The organism is Acetobacter sp. DsW_063 (assembly GCF_002153745.1).
GTDB lineage: Bacteria > Pseudomonadota > Alphaproteobacteria > Acetobacterales > Acetobacteraceae > Acetobacter.
Genome location: NZ_JOPL01000003.1, coordinates 1 through 358 on the forward strand (window position 1 = coordinate 1; position 358 = coordinate 358).

The following is a 358-nucleotide window of genomic DNA, read 5'->3' on the forward strand; positions in this document are numbered from 1 at the left end:
GCTCAGCAGAAGCGAATCGGAACGCTCGATGTCTTCCTGGACCATGCGATGGATCGCGCCGGACGCGTGCGTCCCCGACCGCGCGTCCGTCGTGCCGGTCTGCCCCAGCACCGCCTTGCTGATCTGCTCGTCCAGCCACTTGACCCGCATCTCATGAACTTCGGATGCGCCCGCGCCGCCCTTGGTCTCGATCAACTCGAAATCCATCTCCTTCGGGATCATCGCGGCGAGCATCCCGCCGTAATCCGTCAGAGCGCGCCAGAGCACATCGCGGTCATTGTCGGTCGAGCCCTGCCCAAACCGTCCCAGGCGTCCCGGTATCCCGTAATTCTGGACGAAAATTCCCCAGTCCCGAACG

1 protein-coding gene is annotated in these 358 nt (G+C 63.7%); it reads right to left on the minus strand.

What is annotated here, in order from left to right:
- Nucleotides 1–358: DUF935 family protein (locus tag HK28_RS00105; RefSeq protein ID WP_143217262.1), on the minus strand; the 358-nt coding region annotated here is incomplete at both ends.